This is a genomic window from Hominifimenecus sp. rT4P-3 (assembly GCF_051055405.1).
GTDB lineage: Bacteria > Bacillota > Clostridia > Lachnospirales > Lachnospiraceae > Pseudolachnospira.
In genome coordinates this window covers 902,772-920,318 of the sequence record NZ_CP167068.1, presented here as the reverse complement: position 1 = coordinate 920,318, position 17,547 = coordinate 902,772, and the positions used below count along the sequence as shown (strand labels likewise).

Sequence of the window (17,547 nt, the reverse complement as noted above, 5' to 3'; positions counted from 1 at the left end):
TCTACGCCTTCCTTTCTGCTGTTACCGTTTGTTCAGCTTTCGGCGTCTGCCGTAAACCGTGCATCCTACCACGCCGCCAAAAGACACGAACAATACGGCAAACCAAAGAGCAAGATTGCTGTTATCGCCTGTTTGCGGGCTTGTAACATCTTTATTTTCATCCGGTTTTGTCGGATTGGCCGGTTTCGTTGTTCCCACAGCCGGAATTTCCTCGCCTTTCACGGTATATCCACACACCTTGCACACTTTGTCGCCGGTATAACCTTTCTCGGTCGCCGTTGCGTCCTTAGCGTTCTTTGTTTCCATATCGTGAGCCGCTTTGTCTGCGATGCTGCCGCAGGAGCATTCGTGCCAATGATTGTCTGCGTCTGATTTCCAATCCGTTCCATAACTATGGGTATGGGAAGATGTCGTCGGTGTTATGGTCAATCCTGTGTCAACCCACATTGTTGCATATCCACCATTAGGATATTGCAACATCGGGTCATAGTCAGTAGTGTCATAATCGTAATACTTACCATTTATTTTTAATTTAGTATCGACTGTAAAACAATATCCTTCTGCCGCCTTGAAATATATTCCGTAAGTGTACGTTTTACCACTTTCAAATTCGGTAAATAAATCATCAGGGTTATTGTCGTTCCAAAAATCAGCCGCGTAATAATATTTTTTACCTCCGTCCGTACTCCAAAATTCAGATTGGTAAATATATGGAACATTTTCAGGTGCTTTCCCTGTGAATACAGGCTTATCTCCTACCTTAAAACTGATTGTTGCATTATTTATTTCAACAACACTAATATTTTGCCACTGAAGAGTTTCCGGTTTTATTGTTCTTACCGCGACTACAAAAAGCCCTGTTCCGGTATTTGTTACATTCGCACTATTCACATTTGTTCCATTTACCATTACTTTTCCATTCGTTGCAAATGTATTTCCCTCTCTTGCTTTAAGAGAAATACTATACATATAGGTTTTGCCTTCCTCGAAGGTCGTTATTTTTTGGTCTTCTGCAAGTGCATTATTCTTACTTTCATCAGAGTACCAGTATTTCACTGGTACAGATTCACCATTTTTATTCGTTTCCATTTCTTCCCAATATTCGTACTCTATATCATATTGTTCGTCCCATGGATCACATTTGTAAGCAGTTGCTTTTGGAGCGTCTCCCGGCTCATAATTAAAAGTTACACCCTCAATATCCACATCGCCAATGCTGTCCTGAGAACTTCCGTCAGTAGCTGTCACCTTAATGTTGTTAAACCAAAGCGTCAACTGTTTTCTATCATCGGAGAGCGTGCCCGAAAACGCCGTCGTAGTGGAACCATCGCATATTACGTCGCATTCGACGCCGCTGCCTTTGAAACCGTCATGGAAGTAGTAACCGTCCTTCGCCGTTAATTTTACTGCGTAGCTGTAGGTTTCCCCTGCAATCGGCTTTTGTGGGTTGGATTTCGCAATTCTGCTACCATCAATAGCCACCTGTTGCCAATACTCGTCCGTAAGCGTCATCTGGTTTGCACATTCCGAGTTTGGATTGACTTCGGCAGTAAATGCAACGGGTTGTGAAGCATCAAGATTTTTCCAAACATTACCGATGTCAACTGTGGTAATAACCTCGTCGGTGCTGGCGGCAGGAAGATCGATTGAGTAAGGACTGTAAATACGTAGTTCCGTACTCATCTCTTTTATTTCAAGATTCGTGTCGGAACCCGCCTTCCCCCACTCATAATCGCCTACGGAAACAATTGTATCGTCGCTGATAAAGTAGCCGCTATTTGTTTTAAGTACAATATTATAGGAATAATGGTGTCCTGCTTCAAACTGTGTAATCTGCTTGTCTGCTGCAAGAGACGCCATTTTACTCGAATCAGAATACCAATACCGTCCTGTACCTGTCCAAACACTGCCTTCTGTTTTTTGTTCTATTTCCCTCCAATACTCATAGGCAACAGAACATTCTCCCTCTGTCACCGACGCTACAGCCTGCGGTGCATCGCCAGCTTTATAGTTTGGTGCAGTGTAGGTGACACTAATTTTGTCAATGTAATTGACTCCTGCCGCAAACGCAGTTATCGGCACAATCGTCAGTGCCATGCAGAGTACAAGCAGGATACTCAGCAGCTTTCTGCTGTGTCTTTTTTGATTTTCCATAATGATTCCTCCATTTTCTAAGCCTTGCAAACAGACTCTTGTAATTTTGATCTTCTCAGCGAAGCATTCGCCAGCACTGTCTCATTTTCCAGATATTGTGATATCCGGTCGGCAACAGCAGTAACGGCTCGTTGTATTCCATCTGCGGACAAGTATTTGTGTGGACGCACCATTGTGACAAGCAATTGTGTTCCATCTGCCTGTTCGCTTACAGAAATAGAAAAGACGCTTTTGTTTCCGTATACTGGTATTTCAGAAACGATACTTGACGAATCCGTTTTTTCATATCGGACGCCGTCCTGTTCCAGAACTTCGTATATTGCAACAATGATATACTGTCTGCCATATGGAAGCATCCTTTGGGTGGTTTTCATTCTCCGGCCTCCTTTCCACGTCGTGCTTCACCTGTCTATAAATTATAGATGGCATAGGTTCTAAAATATATAAGGGAAGTCCGCCAATCTGCTGAAAATGGGGTGGCGGAAGTCCGCCAATCTAAAAATTGGGGACAAAAAGCTGTTTTTCACTACGAAAAGAGCATAAAAAAACCGCCTTCCATTTTCAGGAAAGCGGCAAAGCAAACACCGGGTTCAAAAATTATTTATTGTAAAGATTGAGTAGTCCGACACGGGATTTTACTCCTGTCTTTTCGTAAATTGCAGAAATGTACCGTTCCAAAGTCCGTCTGGAAACATACAGGCTTTCAGCAATCGTCTGAACATTGTCCTCTGTATTGACAAGACAGTTAAACACCTCAGCTTCTCTCTCTGTAAAAGAAAACACTTCAGAGAATTTTCGCAGTTTTTCCTTCTCAGTGATTGCATCGGCTGCATCTGTAATAAGCTGCTCCATAAATATTTTCTTCTGAAAGGTATATGCGGCAGCTACAATGCTGACGGCCGCAAACAAAAACAGCACAAGGACAATGACTGCAATGCTGCTTTCGGTGGAAAGCAGGGTTAAGACAAGACTGGCAATGACTGCGGCGGTAATATTATTGATCGCGCGTCCCATACCTGCCCACAGCGCAGGTGTTCTCATATGACGTGCAAGCTCCATAAAGCCGGAAGTAAAAAACACGGCAAAAAAGCCTGCCGATAGATAAAATACGATCAGTCCTACCAAAAATGGTCCGGCGAATTTAAGTACAACGATACATATGGTTGACAGTATCATTATGCAGTACATGATAAGCCCCATATATTTTCTGTTTTTTATGTCAAATACAAATCCTGCTGTCAAACCACTTAACGTAAGCAGGATTCTCGGCCATTGTCCGATATCCATTGTTCCATTTGCGTGGGCAAGCGTTACCGCATTGTCAAGCGTACTGAAAATGAATGTCATCAGCACTACAAGCAGAACCATAAGAATACCGACGATTGCTCCTTTTTTAGTTTTTTCGGCATCATCTTTGGTCTTTTCATCACTCGCCGTCGGATCAGCAGATGGTTCGTCTTTTTCACAGTAAATCCGATCATTTTTTATCAGCATACAAACAAGCAACATTAAAAATACTGATAAAATAATAGCTTGTGCAATCTCTGAACGAACAAGATTATTGTTTGCAAACTGGAGCAGGATACCCAGTGCATAAGAAATCCCCACAGTCCTTGCTAAATACCTGTCCGTTTTCATCATACGCATGGAAACATAAAAAGCCGCGCTGCCGAACAGACCCAGAAGCAGGAATAAAACAAGTCCCATTATAAACGTCATAGTATAAGCAGTACCTGTACAGATGAGAGCTATGCATAAGATAGACGCCAGACTGATGACAGCCGAAATTATAATCTTCAACCGTTTTTTACAAAATCGATGAAACAACGGATACAGCAGAAAGCCTGCTGCACTTACTCCGAGTGCATAATTCTGTGCCAGAACGGTTTTGTCCTCTGACACCATGCGGGAAAGTACATCTACATATAAATATTCCGCACCTAAAAACAGAAAGGTGAATAAGCCCATCAAAATAACAGCGTTTATATAAGGAATTCTGTCTTTCTTTTTGAAATCAACGTTTTGCGTGATTTTTGTTAATATATTGCTCATTGAAAAAATCTCCTTTATATGCTGTCATCGCTAAACTCCATGATGTCGTTGGGAGTACAATCCAATGCTCCGCAAATCCTGCCCACAATATCTACGGTTATGTTTTCGCCCTTATTCATCTTTGAAATGACATAGTTGCTGATTCCCGCCGCTTTTTCAAGGTCCTTCTTTTTCATGTCCTTGTCAATGAGCAGTTTCCATAACTTTTTATAACTCACGGTCATATCGATTCCCCTCGTTTCTGAAATCATTCTTGTAATAGCAACGGCAACTGGCAAAAAACAGCCAACGCATTTAAATCTGATTCAGTATAACATATTTTCTCAAAAAACACAAGGGTTTATAAAGCGATAGCTTTATTTTTCAGCGTTTTAGTTGACTCTACTTTGAATATTCTCTTTCTGCTGTAATCACTTTTCAAGTGGGAAGTTCACTGCACCCGGCATAATGAAAGGTACCACCTGTCACCAAAAGGCCACAGTTGCCCCTCGGTGTAGGTGGTATTTTTTTGCCCCTATTTTCTCCGAAGCATATAAAGCAGGCTGCTCTTGCCGCCTTTTTCACGGTATCGCTGCTCGGTTTCAAGAAGTCCGGACTTTCTCAAATCCTGCAGCGCCCTGCGGACAGTAGACTGCGACAGCTTCAGTTCGCTTGCTATGGTCGGGATCGCAGGCCAGCATTCGCCGTCCTTGTTCGCCCTGTCGGAGAGATAAATATACACAGACACCGCACGGTGGGGCAGATCCATGCGGTATAAAAAATCAAGCCTGCCCATCAGCCTTCACCTCCTGTTCCTGCACTGTAACCGGCTGCTGGCTTCTGCGGTTTCTCGGAGCAGTCTGCAGGGCAGTACCGCCGCTTCGCCGTTTCTCCTTATCTTGCTGTCTTGTGGATTTTGGTTCGTTCTTCTCTGTCATCTGCTGTTCCTGACCTCCCGAAGCTCCGTTTTCTTCCTGCGGTGCAGGAGGTTCCAACAAATCAGGGCGGTATTTTTTTACAATGCCGTCCATGATATCTTTCTTCGCAGCGTATTCCACCTTGCGGTTGCCCTGATCAGGGATTTCATAAGGATTGTTCTCGTCGAACGCAATACCCCACTTAAAGAACAGCTTCAGTTTTACCTTCATGGGATAGAAGCCTGTTTTCATAACCACAAACTGACCTTTCGGCATAGATTTCAGTTCGTCTGCTGTCATAAGCGGGCGTTCCATCATCTGCAGGGATTCTGACGGATCGTTCCTGCTCCGGCTGACAGAGCCGGACATAACCGTTCGGCTACCGAGGGCTTTGGATAATGTTTCTGCAGAGCTTGACTGCGGAGCGAAGCCGCCGAAAATGGTGAGCTGTGTGTTGTCCACAATAATCTCCGCACCTTCCTTGCCATAGTTCTTTTCAAGCTGGGAGAAGGACTGGATGATAGGCACGATCTGCAGGCGTCTGGAACGGGAGGCGGAAAACATCATCTCGGCAGATTCAATCTTCGGGAGCGTTCCGTACTCATCGCAAAAGAACACACAGCGGTTTTTCAGCTTGCCGCCGTTCTCATCGGCGACCGCAAGAATTTCCCTGTATAACTGCTGGATAATCAGGCTGATCATGAAGAAGGTCGCCGGATTTTCTTCCGGCATAATGATAAACAGGGCAGACTTCTCCTTACAGAATTTCTCCGCGTCAATCTCGGTATCGAAGCACAGTATCTGCTCCAATTCCGAATCGAGGAAAGCGTTCAGTCTTGAAAGCGCCGTACTCATCACGCTTGCCATCGACTGCTCTGCAGTATTCAGGGCAGCTCCGGCAAACCACTTGGCTTTGTGATCGTTCGGTAGTAACTCCATGAGCTGCTGAAACTGATTCTTGCCTTTCTTTCCAGACGGCGCCAGCAGTTCCTGAATGATTTTGAACACGGACACAATGTGCCGCTGCTCTGGCTTGCAGAACTCCGCTACCAGCAGGATGGTTGCGGTCAGCAGTCCTTCAGCGGCGTCATAGAAATATGCATTTTGACCGAAGCTCGCCGCGTCCATGCCCGAAAGGATGATGGTCTTTGAAATGATCTTGGCATATTTTTCACACCGCGCCTTGTACACCAGCTTATCAGGATTTGCCTGATACAAATCCATATATTTGTTCACGAGATGCAGGAGATTGTTTCCGTTGCTCCTTGTGGGGTTTCGCAGGTCAATCACCGATATATGATATCCATAGTCTTTGGCGATCTGCCCATAGTTTCGCATGATATCGCCTTTGGTATCGGTGGAGAGCCAGCTCATGCCGGAAGCACAAGCATACTCAATACAAGGGTACAGCCAATACGCCGTCTTACCAACGCCGGCCGCACCAATCATCAGGGCATGGACATCGCCGGTATCCACCATCGCCGTGGTGTTGCCAGTGCAGCCCACAATAATCCCTTGCGGAAGCTCCGCGCCTTCGGCGGTCGTTGGCTTTTCGCCACGCTTTGCCTGTTCACGCCATCGCTCCGGCGTAAAAGGAATATGCCGGTAGGTCTTTCGGATTTCATGCTTGGTCGCCCAGCGGGCTGTGCCGTGCTGCCCATCGCCGACCGTCCGGCTCTTAATATTGTTCAGGCTGTAGATGTGGGCAAGCAAAGTCACGCCGCCGAGAACGGCAAACATGACCGCACCTACAAGCACTAAGGTTGTAACGCCTGACATTCTTCTTCACCTTCTTCCTCTGATTCTTCATCTGGATATAATAAATCCTCGTTCCAGTCCTTGTGGATCGGTACGAGGATTTCATGTTTGATGCCCTTTACAAAGAGCGATTTGGATATTCTTTTGGATGCCTTTTGTCCCGCCTCGTCATTATCGAGGCAGAGGTAGATGGAATCGATCTGCGGATTGTCCGCTATCATCTGCCACAGCACACGGTCAGATACGCCGCAGCAGGCAGCATAGCTGTGCTTTTTCCATCCTCTCTGGTGCATGGATATGAAACTCAACATATCGATTGGGGCTTCAAACAGGCACAGATGCCTGTCGTTTCCCGACCAATGAAAGCTGTACTCCGACAGGCTGCTGTCAACATTCCCTTTGTAGGTACTTGTCTGTCCTGTACCTCGCTTGTGTGCGTGACGGGCAGTTCCGTCTGTATCATAGCCGACGAATACAGCGTTGTGATATTTCTCGGATTCGTAAATCATGCGGCGGTCTGCAAAGGTCTGCAGCACCGCCCGATCAATACTGCGTGTCCTTGTAAGGTAGGCAAAGACCCTGTGCATCGTATCATTCGCTGGCGGCAGCTCAAAGGGTTTTACTTCTTTGACAACGGGAGGCGATGTTATGAGCGTTCCTCCGCATCCGTCCAGCAGATATTCCACTGCTTCGGGGTAGCTCTTATCATAAAACCGGCGTACAAAGTCAATGGCGTCGCCGCCGACTTCTTCGTATTGATGAAACCATAGGTTTCCCCGGATTGTAACCTTTGCGGAGCCGTCTTTCCATTCATACTCCGTACCGGAACGCTTTAATCTCTCGCCCTGCCTGCGGAGCAGATCGGCAAGGTCTGTTCTGCGAGCCTGTTCTTTCTGTTCGTCTGTAAAATAGACATACTCTGTGGGCATTTTTCTTCCTCCTATCCCTGTTTGATTCCCAGCGCTTCATTTTTATCCTGAATTTTGCGCCGTAATTTTCTGTCAATGTGAGCGCCGTCTTTTCCTCTGCGCTCATCCTCCAAGCGGTTTTGTATGATCCGGCTTATGTGGTGCAGGAGACGGAAAGCGCCCATCGCCGCCGACCAGTTTCGGTTATTTTGTATGCTGTGCAGCAATTGTTCGGCATACTGGTTTCCGTGTCCGGCAGAAGCGGTCAGCCAGCGGATCGCTTCTTCATAGTCACGCTCGACATCCCTTCCGTAGAGATACAGCTTGCCAAGTATATATTCCGCGCAGTCATTTTCCTGTGCAGCGGCCGCCTTCAGCAGTTGGATTGCTTTCTGAACATCTTTCACTGCATTCTCTGTCAGATAGATTTTCCCTGCGTGGTATGCGGCATAGGAATTTTCTTTTTCCGCAGCCCTTTCCAGACATGCAAGCGCTTTTGAAATATCCTGCGGTATCGCTTCGCCTTTGTAGAACAGCTTGCCGAGTAAATATTCGGCAGGTGTGAAGCCTTTGTCTGCGGACAGGGTAAGTAGGCGGATTGCTTCGGGAACATCCTGCAATAAAACTATGCCGTCCAGATATTCTTTGCCAAGCAGATAGGCGGCATAGGCGCTTCCGTTTTCGATTGCCTTTTTAAGCAGTGCCGCAGCCCGGTCTGTATCCTGATCGGTTACCTCACCTTGAAGGAGAACTTTGCCGAGCAAGCATTGTGCGTCGGTGTTATCCTGCTGGGCGGCTTTCCCTAACCAGTACAGGGCATAATACGCACTCCGCGTATCTTTTTCGCCCGTTAGGAACAGTTTTCCCAATGCGTACTGTGCATAGCTATGGCCTTTCTCTGCGGCTGAGGTAAGATAATCTATTGCCTTTTGCGTATCCGCTTCGGCAAATTTCTTGTTCAGATACAGCTTACCGAGACCGTATAAAGCGTCGGCGTTATCCAAAGCGACCGCCTTTTCAAAGTAATCCTTTGCCTTTGACAGATCCCTTTCTGTTCCCGTTCCGGTCAGATTCATCTGCCCTAAACGGTAATACAGCTTATCGTCCGCCATGTTTTGCTCTATCATGAGAAAGCCCTGATACGCCTGTCTGTACCATGCGTCGGAGGCAGCCTGATCTATCTTTGTGCCGATTCCGTCCCTGCACATCCGCCCAAGCTCATAGGCGGCATAAGCATTTGGTTTTTCTCCATGCTCAGCAGCCATACGATAAAGCGAGTAGGCTTTAACATCGTCTTGCTCTATGCCTTGTCCTCTGCGGTATAAGCTACCGAGGGCGTAAGCGGCGAAGGGATTATCCTCTGTCACAGCCTTTTCATACCATTCGGCAGCTTTCAGGTAATCCTGATCCACGCCATAGCCAAAAGAGAACAGCTTGCCGATCCGATACTGCAGGTAATCTTTTTTCTCTGCTTGGGATTCCTCTGTGATAAAGGCATGATAGGCTTTTGCAAACCAATCCTGCGCCTGTTCCTCATTTTTCTCACAGCCGAGTCCTGAGAGATATATTTTCCCAAGATCATGCATGGCGAAGCCGCTGCCTTTGTTTGCTTCTGCCGTCATGAGAGCAAGTGCGGCTTTGAAATCCGGCGGCGTATCCTTTGTGCCGTAGAGATATTTTCGCGCCTGCTTATACTCGTCCGTCCACCAAGTCTGTTTCTTTTTCCGTCCAGCGCCGTAGAAGACTGAGGGATCGGGAGCGTCCTGCTCGGTCGGCTCGTCCGGTATCAGGCTTTCCTCCATATCTATCTCCGGCGCTTCAGGATCGGGAGCAGGCGGTTCCTCCGCATCCTCTATGGGGATACGGTCGGCAGCAATGTTCATCGCTTCTTGTATAACGGCGTTTTTGACAGACTTAAACTCCTTGTTCTGCGACAGAGACAGATGCTTTGGCATTTCTTTTGTATAGGTCTGTATAACTTCCTCCCGTTTCTGATACCACAGCTCATAGAGAGAGGAGAGGCGCTCGTCTTTTCCGATCTCATCCACAATGGAGTCAATGAGGTCTTTAACATCTGCTTTCAAGTAGCCATACACCATCTTGCCCGATGTCTTGGAGAGCCTGTCGGCAAGGTGCAGAAGCATTTCTTCCAGCTTCGGATTGTCATAGACTCCGCTATTGATTTTGGAGACGATCTCCGAGATTACCTCTCGGCTGTTCGTCCGAAGCGCATCCCGATGCTCGGTCTGTTTTTCATAAACGCAGAGCAAATCCTGTGCAAAAATATCCTTTGCGAAGGAGGAACGCAGGTTGTTCACGCCCTGTTTTGTGAGATAGCCTTCGTTTGGATTGATGGAATAGGCGATCAGATGCACATGGGGATGGTGGCTTTCATCATGAAAGGCAGCGAACCACCGGAGATTTTCCATCGGGATTTTCAGGTTTTCACTTAAGGCGACGGTCTGCGTCCGCAGCATATCCCGCCAGCGGTATCCATCATCGAAGCCGAGCCTTGCCGCATCCTCACGGCGAAGAGAGAGGATGGCCGTCCAGACATTTCCCTGATGCTGATTCAGTTCTTCAGACACTTTCGAGAGATTGACGCTGACTCCGTCATCGGTAAACAGACCGTGAGAGCCAAAGCGCTGCGCTCTCGGCCGTGTAGCAATATAGTCCGCATAGGTTTTTCCTGTCATCATCTCCTGTGCATTGTCTTCCAGCGCACGGGTAATAAACTCGGAGGCGTCTGCCACCGTCATGGTGCGGCGGTAGTCATCGTACTCATGCATATCCTTTGTATCGGGAAAATCCCGGAGGATTTTTTCAATCAAATCCTTCTGCTTTTTGGAGGCGGGAAGATGTTTTTTGCTGTCGTCAATCTTATCCACGCCTTCACGGATAGCAATATATTTCAGATAGCCTCCGGCTTTTTTGCCTGGCTTTATGAATTTGAATTTCGTAACGAGCTTCGCCATATGCTATCCTTTCTGCCAGTCAACAGCGTCGGTAAAGGACAGCGAGCCGTTCAGCCGCTTGACCTCTTTTGCGCATTCGCCGTGCAGACGGTTCAGCGATACCTCATCGATTTCGTTGGTAGCCGCCACCACATTCTGCAGGACGGCAAGCTCCACGGCAATCTTGAACAGCATCCGGCTCGTCCGGTTATCGCTTTCCGCAACGATCGCTTTGAGCGTAGAAGTTACCACGCTGGGCAGATAGCCGTCTTTATCCTCTGATGTGAGGTACCCGATATAGAGATTGACAGCCTTTTCAATAAACTCCGACCGGCTATCGCAGTTGTCCTGCTGATAGATTTTTTCCACCTTTTCAAGGGTGTCGGGATACATCCACAGGGCAAATTTCTTCTTATTTTCGAACATCATCCATCTCCTTTCCGTGCCCGCAACGCCTACCGTAACGCCGTGATTTTGCCTTTCGGTACTGCGGTTTCGAGCAGATACAACCCCGACAGCAGGCATTTGGGCGAATTTACAACCCCTGCGGATTTTGGGAGAGGATAGTAGATAAAAACCTTGTGCGGTCGGCGTTGCCGTCCGCTGTGAGCCGAGCCGGGGGAGCGTAAGCAACCCCGACTCTTTCTCCTGCTTACATATCGACTCTGTGATATCTGCTGATACAGGTCTTTTTTACCGCCTTTCACATCTCGCCCAAATCCGTCCGAAACGGCTTGTATTTCTGCGTTGTGGGTATTTCTCCGCATCTGCCTTAGAAAGCCCAGCAAATCGGCACACGGTGGCTTACAGGCTCATCATTGCCGGCTTTTCCTTTACGGAGATTTCTTTTCCGTCCAGCGTTTCAAAATTGCTTTCCGTATAGGACAGCTCATTTTCGGAAGCGATGCGGTCGAGGACAGCCAGCATATCCTGTTCTCTGAGGCTGACCGAATCGGTCGGATTATCGTAGCAGATCCATTCTTCAGAGTCAGGATCGTCTTTGACGAACACATCGTATCCAAGCAGAAGCACACCACCTGCCCGATAAAGGACGGCATCGATTTTTAAGCATCCTGCGGTAAGCGTTGCCGCTGTCGTTTCGGGAAAATCGGGAGGATTCATTTTCTGCATCTGCCGGATTTCATCCTCGTCATGCAGCTTTTCAAAAGAATATCCGTTTCCAAGCTCTGCTTTCAGTTTCTCTATTAAATTCATAACGCTCACTCCATTCCTACATTGACATTCCGTCCGAAAAATAAAAGGAATCGGACTCGCAGTCCTCGTCATCTAATTCTTCGCCGTTATCTTCATCCAACTCCGATTCCTCATCGTAATCTTCATCATCATATTCGTCGAACAGATTTTGTTGTGCCTGCCGCATCGCAGAGGGAGAAAGCCGTTTCCCGCTTTCTTCCATCGCCTGATTCAGCACTGTGACATCCAATCCACAGTCCTGATAGCCCTGATACACAGTTCCATAGTATCCAGATGAAGGAATTCCAAAATCCATTTTCAGATTCATGATATATACCATCGCTGATACTTCCTCGCCGTCAAGCTGTACGGGAACATCCTGCTTGAAGTAGTGTGAGGGGTATCCTTCGTAACGGTCAAGAGCCTGTTCGTCTCTCGGCTGAATTTCCCATACCGCCACGGGAACGGAAGCGCCTTCCTTCGGAGCAATGGTAGCGAAAGCGCTTTCGGGATGCCCTTTAAACTGCAATTCATAATCTTCAATCGTTCCTGTGCCATACAGCTTTGCCGTAGGGCATCGGTATTTCATCTGCCGAATATTCAGGTTGCTGCCGTAGGCAACATAAAGCCGTTTACTCATATTCAATCATTCCTTTCACATTGACATAAAAAAAGCAGGCTCATCGTCCTGCTCATCTTCCGGTTCCTCATCCGTTTCTACCGGATCGGAATATTCGTTTTCTTCCTGCATTGCTTCTCTTTGCTCCGCAAGCCTCTTAGCGGCGAGTCTTTCTTTCTGTGCTTCTGCCTGTGCCGGATCACGCCACGCAATATTGCCGTCCAGATTTTTGAGCAGATGCAGACGGGCGGTCTTGAATTCATTTCCGATTAAGCCCAATCGCAGAAGCCATGTGCGGAAGGTGTATTTTTCGTTGGAGCTTTGCGTTTTGCTCCGTGAAGCTCCCCGCTGCACAAGCGCCTGATGACTGATGGCGAGGCAGAGTTGAATGTAGGACTTGATCTCGCCTGCATGAAGTGTGGAATTAAAAAGCCGGAATTCAATCGTTCCTTTCGAGAACACGCTGTGAAGATTCAGGGCATGATACCTTGTATCGTTATAGTGATCATGACGTCCGCTTGATCCGTTATACCACAGCCGTTCCACCTCATTCATGGATTTCGGTTTTCGATGATTGAGTTCATCTAAAAACCGGGTATCCGCTTTTTGGCAGTAACGCTCCCGTGCAACATCCACTTTCAAAGCTTTGTACAGCAGTTCCTCTTTTGCCGCCATGATGTTGACAATGTTGCGGAGCGTTTTCGGAGTATGGGAGGAGGCGTCCACATGAACATGAATCCCACAGGAGTCATTGACTTTGGCGCCGCCTGAACGGAGCTTTCGCACAAGTTCCTGTATGGTTTCGATATCCTCGTACCGACAGATTGGGGATACAAACTCCACAGAGTAATCTCGGCTTGCGGACTCATTTCTTCGGTTTCGACAATGGATCGAGGCGTCACTTACAACTCTCCACTGCCGGTTCTGATTGTCTCTTATCGTGTAGGCATCATATGCGCCGCCTACATGGACAGCTTCAGATCCGAAATGTCCGGCAATGATTTTCGCCGCCGCACACCGAGTCAGTCCGGTCATTTCAATCTCGATTCCAAAGTTCTGGCTTCTCAATCAACATCACCTTCCTTTGCGGCGGGAGCGCCCACAGCAGAGGAAGGAGAAGGCTTCGGCTTTTTCGGTTTCGGAACAGGTTTCGTCCCGGCGCTCAGCTCAATAAATTCCCGCACATTAGCAGGGACATATTTTCCGTACAGTGCGTCGGCGGCCTTTTCCATCTCCGTTTCAAACGACAGCCCTTTCTGTTCCATATACAGCTTGGCCGCAGACAGTTTCTCATCGTCAAAGGCAACGCTTACAGTTATTTTCTTCATCTTGGTTTCACTCCCTTCTTTCGATTACATGGTTTGTTCCGGCACTTCATCCTGACACTGTTCCAAGCTCTTGCCATCCTGATTCACCCAGCATTCATAGTCTTTTTCCGAACAGTGTCCCGCCAGCATATAAGAAAAATCACGCAGCCGATTGGCGGGACATCCTGTCAGCCCGATCTGTACACCGTAGGCGCCTTCATAGATGGAGGTCACCTTTGCATTCAGCACATCCGACCATTCACGCTTTCCATCCTCAGTCAGCGTATCCTGATTCAGTTCCGACACAGTCGCCAGCTCGTGATCCTCATCGCTGTCGCACAAATGTACATCATAGAGATTGCAGCCCATCAGTGCAAAAAGGCTCATCGCTCCTTCGATGCCGCCCTGCCGACAGTTTTGGCAGTATTCCATATGGTAGGTCATTTCGATGCAGTCCTCGGTCATGATCAGCTCGTTAATTTCTTCTTTCTGCTGTAATTCCTCACGGAGCAGTCTGCCCATTCCGTTGCGGCTCGTTATGGTCGTACTGTCAAAATGGTAATACAGCTCGTCGTAGCTGACCGACCATTTCCCATCTTTCGTATTGTCCACGCCTTCCCGAACACAGTAATCAGCAAGGAGCCGGATGTGGTTTTCAAGCTGCTCTCTTGCATCGGGAATAATAGCGGGGATTCCCTCATAGGCTTTTTCTGATAAATCCACAATCACGCCATCTTCATAATCCTCGCCCAAAGTCAATAAAAACAGGTGTTCCGTTGCAGGGCTGCGTTCTTTTGCTGGATCAAAAGTTACGATTTTAAGCCGGTCACGGTAAGCTTCATATGCTTCGCCGCCCAACGTTAAAACCTCTGTGATGAGATAAGACTTGTTTTCTTTTTTTATATGCATTTCTACCTCCTGATTTCTTTTGCTATTTTGCTAATTCGAATTGTGGCGTACCGTATCCGAGTATCTCATAATAGCCTACCTGATAATGGTTTTGTCTACAGGAATCACCTGAATTACCTTCCACTGTAATGACTGTGCCATTTTCCACCCGTTCCACAATGCCTACATGATCAGCGTCACCATCTTGTCCATCGCTTGCCCAGTCGAAGAAGATAATCATGCCGGGGGAAGGGACTTCCGACCCGTCTATCCATGCATTCTTTGACTTAAACCAATTGACACCGTCCGTGCATAGAGAAAACTTTGGAATCAAACCGGCGTCAATATATCCGCATTCATTGGCACACCAAGACACAAAGCAGGCGCACCATTCCACCCTTGATTCAAAACCATACCACGACCAATACGGTTCACCGCCCACATTTCCAAGTTGCGAAAGAGCCACCGAGACCAATTCTGGACTGATAGCAGCCATCAGTTTTGTAAATTCATCAACGGAGATATTCTTTCCGAAAGTAGCATTGATAGCGGCGATGAGCTGCTCATAAGTTTGATCCACCGAAAAACAGCCTACCAGTCGGTCAATAAAACCAGTTTCCGAGGCCGCTTCTGAAAGGGCAAGTACATATAATACATGTGCCTGCTTTACCTGCTGTGCAGAATATCCGGCTTCGGCCATTTTATCCTCAATGCCGTACATGGTATCCTCAACATATTGCAGCCGTGCCTGTTCCTCAGCGGAGAGATTTTCCACCACCATCGTCTGCAAACGATCTGTGTCGATCTCAATACCGCCATTGAAAATAGAGACAATGGCCACGATAGGCATAATGATTATGATAATAATTCCAAGCACAATGCCGCCGATGGTTTTTAAGACTTTCGGATTGGTAAACAGCGCGACGGCAATCTTTTTCAGTGCCGCCGCTACTGTTGCGCTCATCGTCCGCCAGCCTTTCCGAACAGCGCCGATTTGTAATCAGGTGCGATGACTTGGAGTAGATACCTCTCGTTACCGCAGCGGTAAAGGCAGGTGCCACGCTCCGGATATTTAATCAGCTCAAATTCGGAAGGCTCAACTTGAAGTGCGTCCATATATTCCTTCGGGTTGATCTGCCCGGCGTTGAACAGGAACTGATGTGTCGGGATGGAGAACAACGGCTTTGTAAACTCTCGAATGGACGGTATCAGAAAATCCTCGATGTTCTGACTTGCCAGAATAATCGAGGATTCCTTTTTACGCACACGCTTCATAGCATTGCGGATATATTCAATCGCCGTCATGTTGGTAAGGAAGAGGTATAGCTCGTCTATTGATGCCGCCGTATTGCCCTTACCAAGAAGCTGATTGCTCATAAAGGACAGGATATTGAACAGCATGGCATCCTTCAATCGTTTGTTGGTATCCATTAAGCCTTTCACGCCGAACACGAGGAAAACATCGTCCGTGATGTTGGTGTGACCGTTGAAGTATTTGCTCTCCGCACCCACACACATAGAGTGAATGCCGAGACATACCTCTTGGAGCGTTTCCTCGGTATAGAGATATTTTCGGCTCTTATCGTAGCTGTAGAATTCTTCCTCACACAGATTGTAAAAGTCCTCCATAATGGGGAAATCGGACGGTTTCTTTACGCTGTAATCTGTGCTGTCAGTAATGCCGAAGCGGGCATATAACTTTGACAGCAGGATTTCGATAGTGTCGATCTGTGCATCCGAAAAATCTTTATAACTGCGGAAGAAGTCTTTTAGGAATGCGATATGCTGACTGAGTCTTGTCACTTTTTTGAAGGCTGCAGGCGCATCGGGATCGACATCGTCCGTGCTGTCACTCCAAGCCTTTGGCTCTAACGGATTGATGGTGTACTCGCCGGACAGAAAATCGATATAGCAGCCGCCCAGCGCCGAACAGATTTCCTCATATTCCGATTCAGGATCAAGGCAGATGATCCGCTTGCCCGATTCACGGAGGTTGGTGAGTATCAGCTTTAACAGATAGCTCTTACCCTGACCGCTGTTACCCAAAATGAGAATATTGCTTGTTGTCTTGTCCTCGGCTCTGCGGTCAAAATCCACAAGGATATTTGTGCCGAACTTATCCCTGCCGATATAGATGCCTTTCGGATCAGTCTTGCCGGAGAAGTTGAAGGGATAGAGATTTGCTACCGAGCTGGCGGGCAGGACTCGCTCATACTGTGCGCCGAACTGATTTGCGCCCACGGGCAGAACAGAGAGAAATCCTTCTTTCTGCCGTAAGGTCAGTCGGTCTACCGATATCTTGGAGCGCGTCAGTTCCATTGCGATCTCGCTCTGCAATTCTTTGAGAGCGTCCATATCTTTTGCCTTCAGTTCGATAAACACAGAGCAATGCAAAAGCGGCTCTTTGTTCTTTCTAAGATTGGCCAGCAGCTCAATCACATCCTGCAGATTGCCCTCCGCCTCAATGGTTTCGTTCACATCGTTTCCGCCGGACATCAGCTTGTTTTTGCGGGTGGCGTTTTGAATGATTTTTCGCTGTTCCATGCTTTCCACCAGCCTGTGGTAAATACGGAGCGTCACGCCGCTTCGGTCGGCAAGCTGGGAGAGGATCGCCTGTTCCTCGGTAGAGGGCGGATATTCCCTGATCGCCCATACACAGCGATAGCTGTCCCCGACAATATAGTGATCGGACAGAAATTTTACCGTGCCGGGGAGAATGCAGTCGAAGAAATCCTTTGTGCGGATTTCTTCCATTTCCGCAGGCGTCAGCACCTTTGGTTTTCGTTTGAACATGAATTACCTCCTGACTGCCGTCTT

The 17,547-nt window shown here is 47.6% G+C and carries 14 protein-coding genes and 2 pseudogenes; all 16 read right to left on the bottom strand.

The window, feature by feature from the left end:
- Positions 1-21: 21 nt before the first annotated feature.
- Entirely contained in the window at positions 22-2,154 is a 2,133-nt protein-coding gene (locus ACCC71_RS04400; protein ID WP_434311210.1) for a hypothetical protein, read from the bottom strand.
- Between the two features lie 17 nt (positions 2,155-2,171).
- The gene (locus tag ACCC71_RS04395) at positions 2,172-2,528 is read right to left on the bottom strand and encodes a hypothetical protein (protein ID WP_434311209.1); all 357 of its coding nucleotides are present in this window, start codon (positions 2,526-2,528) and stop codon (positions 2,172-2,174) included.
- A 223-nt stretch (positions 2,529-2,751) separates the two neighbouring features.
- Positions 2,752-4,206, bottom strand: a complete 1,455-nt coding sequence (locus tag ACCC71_RS04390; protein ID WP_434311208.1) for a LuxR C-terminal-related transcriptional regulator — start codon at positions 4,204-4,206, stop codon at positions 2,752-2,754.
- 14 nt (positions 4,207-4,220) lie between these two features.
- Positions 4,221-4,430, bottom strand: coding sequence for a helix-turn-helix domain-containing protein (locus tag ACCC71_RS04385; protein ID WP_419078858.1), 210 nt, complete (start codon positions 4,428-4,430; stop codon positions 4,221-4,223).
- A gap of 290 nt (positions 4,431-4,720) precedes the next feature.
- On the bottom strand, positions 4,721-4,981 hold the full coding sequence (locus ACCC71_RS04380) for a helix-turn-helix domain-containing protein (RefSeq protein ID WP_434311207.1): 261 nt from the start codon (positions 4,979-4,981) through the stop codon (positions 4,721-4,723).
- Between the two features lie 118 nt (positions 4,982-5,099).
- A pseudogene (locus tag ACCC71_RS04375) lies at positions 5,100-6,881 on the bottom strand (type IV secretory system conjugative DNA transfer family protein); the annotation flags it as partial.
- Positions 6,860-7,789: a DUF3991 and toprim domain-containing protein gene (locus ACCC71_RS04370; RefSeq protein ID WP_434311206.1), complete on the bottom strand. Its 930-nt coding sequence runs from the start codon at positions 7,787-7,789 to the stop codon at positions 6,860-6,862. The pseudogene ACCC71_RS04375 and the gene ACCC71_RS04370, both read right to left, overlap by 22 nt.
- 11 nt (positions 7,790-7,800) lie before the next feature.
- A complete protein-coding gene (mobP3, locus tag ACCC71_RS04365; protein WP_434311205.1) occupies positions 7,801-10,743 on the bottom strand; it encodes a MobP3 family relaxase in 2,943 nt (980 codons plus the stop codon).
- 3 nt (positions 10,744-10,746) lie between these two features.
- Positions 10,747-11,151, bottom strand: a complete 405-nt coding sequence (locus ACCC71_RS04360; RefSeq protein WP_434311204.1) for a hypothetical protein — start codon at positions 11,149-11,151, stop codon at positions 10,747-10,749.
- A gap of 375 nt (positions 11,152-11,526) precedes the next feature.
- The gene (locus ACCC71_RS04355) at positions 11,527-11,937 is read right to left on the bottom strand and encodes a hypothetical protein (protein ID WP_434311203.1); all 411 of its coding nucleotides are present in this window, start codon (positions 11,935-11,937) and stop codon (positions 11,527-11,529) included.
- 16 nt (positions 11,938-11,953) lie between these two features.
- Positions 11,954-12,556: a gamma-glutamylcyclotransferase family protein gene (locus tag ACCC71_RS04350; RefSeq protein WP_434311202.1), complete on the bottom strand. Its 603-nt coding sequence runs from the start codon at positions 12,554-12,556 to the stop codon at positions 11,954-11,956.
- 15 nt (positions 12,557-12,571) lie between these two features.
- Positions 12,572-13,570 (bottom strand): amidoligase family protein, encoded by a 999-nt coding sequence (locus tag ACCC71_RS04345; RefSeq protein ID WP_434311807.1) that lies wholly within the window; start codon positions 13,568-13,570, stop codon positions 12,572-12,574.
- Positions 13,571-13,599: 29 nt separating this feature from the next.
- The gene (locus ACCC71_RS04340; protein ID WP_434311201.1) at positions 13,600-13,863 is read right to left on the bottom strand and encodes a DUF6103 family protein; all 264 of its coding nucleotides are present in this window, start codon (positions 13,861-13,863) and stop codon (positions 13,600-13,602) included.
- Positions 13,864-13,887: 24 nt separating this feature from the next.
- Complete coding sequence (locus ACCC71_RS04335; RefSeq protein ID WP_434311200.1) at positions 13,888-14,751, bottom strand: hypothetical protein; 864 nt, start codon at positions 14,749-14,751, stop codon at positions 13,888-13,890.
- A gap of 22 nt (positions 14,752-14,773) precedes the next feature.
- Positions 14,774-15,205, bottom strand: a pseudogene (locus ACCC71_RS04330) (CHAP domain-containing protein); the annotation flags it as partial.
- A 485-nt stretch (positions 15,206-15,690) separates the two neighbouring features.
- Positions 15,691-17,523 carry a VirB4 family type IV secretion system protein gene (locus tag ACCC71_RS04325; protein ID WP_434311199.1) on the bottom strand — a complete coding sequence of 611 codons (1,833 nt, stop codon included), beginning with the start codon at positions 17,521-17,523 and terminating at the stop codon, positions 15,691-15,693.
- Positions 17,524-17,547 lie beyond the last annotated feature (24 nt).

Bases quoted from the DNA above. Each gene is read 5' to 3' on its own strand.
- ACCC71_RS04400 (WP_434311210.1), bottom strand. From the start codon at position 2,154: ATGGAAAATCAAAAAAGACACAGCAGAAAGCTGCTGAGTATCCTGCTT.
- ACCC71_RS04395 (WP_434311209.1), bottom strand. From the start codon at position 2,528: ATGAAAACCACCCAAAGGATGCTTCCATATGGCAGACAGTATATCATT.
- ACCC71_RS04390 (WP_434311208.1), bottom strand. From the start codon at position 4,206: ATGAGCAATATATTAACAAAAATCACGCAAAACGTTGATTTCAAAAAG.
- ACCC71_RS04385 (WP_419078858.1), bottom strand. From the start codon at position 4,430: ATGACCGTGAGTTATAAAAAGTTATGGAAACTGCTCATTGACAAGGAC.
- ACCC71_RS04380 (WP_434311207.1), bottom strand. From the start codon at position 4,981: ATGGGCAGGCTTGATTTTTTATACCGCATGGATCTGCCCCACCGTGCG.
- ACCC71_RS04370 (WP_434311206.1), bottom strand. From the start codon at position 7,789: ATGCCCACAGAGTATGTCTATTTTACAGACGAACAGAAAGAACAGGCT.
- mobP3 (WP_434311205.1), bottom strand. From the start codon at position 10,743: ATGGCGAAGCTCGTTACGAAATTCAAATTCATAAAGCCAGGCAAAAAA.
- ACCC71_RS04360 (WP_434311204.1), bottom strand. From the start codon at position 11,151: ATGATGTTCGAAAATAAGAAGAAATTTGCCCTGTGGATGTATCCCGAC.
- ACCC71_RS04355 (WP_434311203.1), bottom strand. From the start codon at position 11,937: ATGAATTTAATAGAGAAACTGAAAGCAGAGCTTGGAAACGGATATTCT.
- ACCC71_RS04350 (WP_434311202.1), bottom strand. From the start codon at position 12,556: ATGAGTAAACGGCTTTATGTTGCCTACGGCAGCAACCTGAATATTCGG.
- ACCC71_RS04345 (WP_434311807.1), bottom strand. From the start codon at position 13,570: ATGACCGGACTGACTCGGTGTGCGGCGGCGAAAATCATTGCCGGACAT.
- ACCC71_RS04340 (WP_434311201.1), bottom strand. From the start codon at position 13,863: ATGAAGAAAATAACTGTAAGCGTTGCCTTTGACGATGAGAAACTGTCT.
- ACCC71_RS04335 (WP_434311200.1), bottom strand. From the start codon at position 14,751: ATGCATATAAAAAAAGAAAACAAGTCTTATCTCATCACAGAGGTTTTA.
- ACCC71_RS04325 (WP_434311199.1), bottom strand. From the start codon at position 17,523: ATGTTCAAACGAAAACCAAAGGTGCTGACGCCTGCGGAAATGGAAGAA.